Origin of the sequence: Microcystis sp. M109S1 (assembly GCF_020247025.1) — a bacterium.
Classification (GTDB): Bacteria; Cyanobacteriota; Cyanobacteriia; order Cyanobacteriales; family Microcystaceae; genus Microcystis.
In genome coordinates, this window is the sequence record NZ_JADBRW010000060.1 from 1 (window position 1) to 3632 (window position 3632).

Consider the following 3632-nt stretch of genomic DNA (forward strand, 5'->3'; position numbering starts at 1 on the left):
AAATGTTTCAAGACACTGTTTCTTAAAACCTTTGCCTCTCGCTCTTGCTTGGGGTTTAAAACTAGGAGACCAAAACCGGATGCCATGCTCAACTGCTACACTATGTAACTTTTTACTTCCTCTCAGATTAACTTATATCAGTTCGCCCTGCTAGGCACGACATTCAGTCACCTCTGTCTGTTACATTTTATACAAAACGACGTGCGATTACCCTGCAAGTAAATAACTTTTGTCTCACTGGTATCCACAAGGATACTCGGATATTGCCTTGTAGATTAAATTTTTGTTTTATATCAACAGATAATTCTTCTAAAGAACTACTGATTGCTGGCACAATGTTTAAGCGAATTGTTTCTAAAAGTTCAACAGTATCTTGTCCAGTCTGTGTTTGAGAGAGTAGAACAGGAATTGCTAAGATAATAATAGATATAATCGTAACTATTTGAGGGCTTTTTAATAATTTCCATTCCCTGGGTATAGGACTATTCTCTCCCGTAAAAAATGAACTTGCATCCCCTAAACCTGTCACAATCGCTACCATTAAGTATAACAAAAATATGAGTTTTTCCCAAGGCTTGAATTTTCTGAGAAAATAATCAAATTCATACTTAATAACTCTTGCAATAATTATTCGTTGTTGATCCTGCATCTAATTTCAAGTTTCTTTGACAATAAAAGGTACTGGATAAATCCTATCAATTCTAAATAAAACTGTTGTTTGACGATTTTCCCAAACTAATTTTTCAATGATAACATCTGCGTAGGCAACCCAATGTTCATTTACCAAAGGAATGGGAACATCAACAGGAATAATTCTATAATCTTCTTTGATCCCTTGATACTGTTTAGATAATTCCAAACTTTCTGGATAACCTTGAGATGGTTTTAACTTTAAAATACTATTCACGACACAGGGCATCCCCATAAATTTTACCTCTTTATTTTCTGAGCAGAGGGTGAGCTTTTCATAGCCCACCCTAAACCTCATACTAACTCAAAACCCCTGAAGGAATCCCTAAGATATCCTCAATTTTAGGTAAATCTTCCAAAGGAATCACCCGGCCTTCATCCTCAAAACCAGCGATTTCATTAAAGTTCAAATAGCGGTATAAATCGCCAGCAAAAGGATTAATTTTCTCAGTGACAATTGCCAGGTATTCCTCAACGGTGGGAATGCGTCCTAGCAGCGCACAAACCGCCGCTAATTCGGCGGAACCGAGATAGACTCGCGCATCTTTTCCCATGCGATTATTGAAGTTACGAGTCGAGGTAGAAAATACCGTCGCTCTGTCTTCAACCCGCGCTTGATTACCCATACAAAGGGAACATCCAGGCATCTCGGTACGCGCCCCAGAAGCGGCAAAAATGCCGTACATTCCCTCATCGCGCAATTGTTTTTCATCCATGCGGGTGGGGGGACAAATCCACAGTTTAGCCTTAGCAACTCCTGCTCCTTCTAATATCTTAGCGGCGGCGCGATAATGACCAATATTAGTCATACAAGAACCGATGAACACCTCATCAATTTTATCCCCAGCGCATTCCGACATTAACTTGATATTATCCGGGTCATTGGGTGCGGCAACAATTGGTTCTTTAATCTCGTTTAAGTTGACGGTGATAATATCCGCATATTCGGCATCCTTATCCGCCTCCATCAGAACGGGATTAGCTAACCATTGTTCCATTTTTGCGACCCGACGTAGGATAGTTTTGGCATCACTATAACCCCGGGCCGCCATATTTTTTAACAGAGCCACATTAGAGCGTAAATATTCCGCCACTGTTTCCGGACTTAACTTAATCGTACAACCAGCGCAGGAACGTTCCGCCGTGGCATCGGTTAACTCAAAAGCCTGTTCTAATTTCAAATCCGGCAGCCCTTCCATCTCCATAATGCGACCGTTAAAAACATTTTTTTTGTTCTGTTTTTCTACGGTTAATTTGCCTTCTTGGATGGCGACGTAGGGAATGGCATTAACAATATCCCGCAGAGTCACACCGGGTTGTAATTCCCCCGTAAAACGCACTAAAACCGATTCTGGCATATCCAACGGCATTACTCCCAAAGCGGCGGCAAATGCCACTAAACCCGACCCCGCAGGAAAGGAAATTCCCAAAGGAAAACGAGTATGAGAATCGCCTCCAGTCCCCACCGTATCCGGCAATAACATCCGATTTAACCAGGAGTGAATAATGCCATCTCCCGGACGTAAAGCGACCCCACCCCGGGTAGAGAAAAAGTCGGGTAATTGGTGATGAGTTTGAATATCAACCGGTTTCGGATAGGCTGCCGTGTGACAGAAACTCTGCATGACTAAATCGGCGCTAAAACCTAAACAGGCTAACTCTTTTAACTCGTCTCTGGTCATCGGGCCGGTGGTATCCTGAGACCCTACCGTAGTCATAATCGGGTCACAGGAAGTACCCGGCCGCACCCCGGGTAAACCGCAAGCTTTGCCGACCATTTTTTGTGCTAGGGTGTAACCTTTACCCGTGTCACTAGGCATAGTTGGACGAGTAAATAGGGTACTAGCCTCAAGTCCCAAGGCGTGACGGGTTTTATCGGTGAGACTGCGACCGATTAAGAGGTGAATACGACCGCCGGCGCGCACTTCATCCAGAATTGTCTCAGGTTTGAGGCTAAAAGTGCTAATAGTTGCGCCCGCTTCGTTGGTGATTTTGCCTTCGTAGGGATAGATTTTAATCACATCCCCCGTGTTCATTTGGCTAACATCGCATTCAAGCGGTAAAGCGCCGGAATCCTCGGCCGTATTAAAGAAGATAGGGGCGATTTTACTGCCTAAAATATAGCCACCAGCACGTTTATTAGGCACAAAGGGAATATCATCGCCAATATGCCAGAGAACCGAGTTAATTGCCGATTTTCGGCTGGAACCCGTCCCGACCACATCCCCCACATAGGCGACCGGATGGCCTAATTTTTTCAATTCGGCAATGGTTTCTAAAGACCCGGGTTGACGGGTTTCTAACATTACCAAAGCATGAAGGGGAATATCGGGCCGGGTGGTGGCATGGGGAGCGGGAGATAGGTCATCTGTATTGGTTTCTCCTGGGACTTTGAAGACGGTGACGGTAATTTCTTTAGCAAGTTTCGGTTTAGCGATAAACCAAGCGCCATTGGCCCAAGCATCGATAACCTGTTTAGCATAGGGATTGGTGTCGGATAATTCCAAAACCTCGTTAAATGCGTCGAATACCAGCAGGGTTTTACTTAAAGCACTGGCACTGGCAGCGGCGATATTAATATCTCTGGATTTAAGCAGTTCAATCAGAGAATGAACGTTATAACCACCGACCATGGTTCCCAGTAAGCTAACCGCACCTTGGGGGGAGATAACGTTAGATTTTATTTCACCTTTAGCAATTCCTGTTAAAAATCCCGCTTTAACGTAGGCGGCTTCATCAACTCCGGGGGGAACACGGTCACGCAGCAGGGTCAGCAATTCTCCCTTGAGTTCTTCGGTCGGATTTTTGAGCATTTCGCATAATTCCGCCGTTTGTTGAGCGTTGAGGGGAAGGGGAGGGATACCTAATTTCGCTCGGTCGGCAACGTGCTGATGATACGCTTCTAACATAGGTCTATTGTCTCCTAGTCTTCACTTGTGACG

At 44.4% G+C, this 3632-nt stretch carries 3 protein-coding genes; all 3 read right to left on the bottom strand.

Annotation, left to right across the window (positions count from 1 at the left end):
- Window positions 1–187: 187 nt before the first annotated feature.
- Window positions 188–649, bottom strand: a complete 462-nt coding sequence (locus IM322_RS02780) for a hypothetical protein (protein WP_287673152.1) — start codon at window positions 647–649, stop codon at window positions 188–190.
- 6 nt (window positions 650–655) lie between these two features.
- Complete coding sequence (locus IM322_RS02785; RefSeq protein ID WP_158199396.1) at window positions 656–925, bottom strand: DUF2584 family protein; 270 nt, start codon at window positions 923–925, stop codon at window positions 656–658.
- 64 nt (window positions 926–989) lie between these two features.
- Window positions 990–3599, bottom strand: a complete 2610-nt coding sequence (acnB, locus tag IM322_RS02790; protein ID WP_287673151.1) for a bifunctional aconitate hydratase 2/2-methylisocitrate dehydratase — start codon at window positions 3597–3599, stop codon at window positions 990–992.
- Window positions 3600–3632: the final 33 nt, after the last annotated feature.

What these genes read in the sequence shown, in the direction of transcription:
- acnB (WP_287673151.1), bottom strand. Translation starts at nt 3,599, where the DNA reads ATGTTAGAAGCGTATCATCAGCACGTTGCCGACCGAGCGAAATTAGGT.
- IM322_RS02785 (WP_158199396.1), bottom strand. Translation starts at nt 925, where the DNA reads ATGGGGATGCCCTGTGTCGTGAATAGTATTTTAAAGTTAAAACCATCT.
- IM322_RS02780 (WP_287673152.1), bottom strand. Translation starts at nt 649, where the DNA reads ATGCAGGATCAACAACGAATAATTATTGCAAGAGTTATTAAGTATGAA.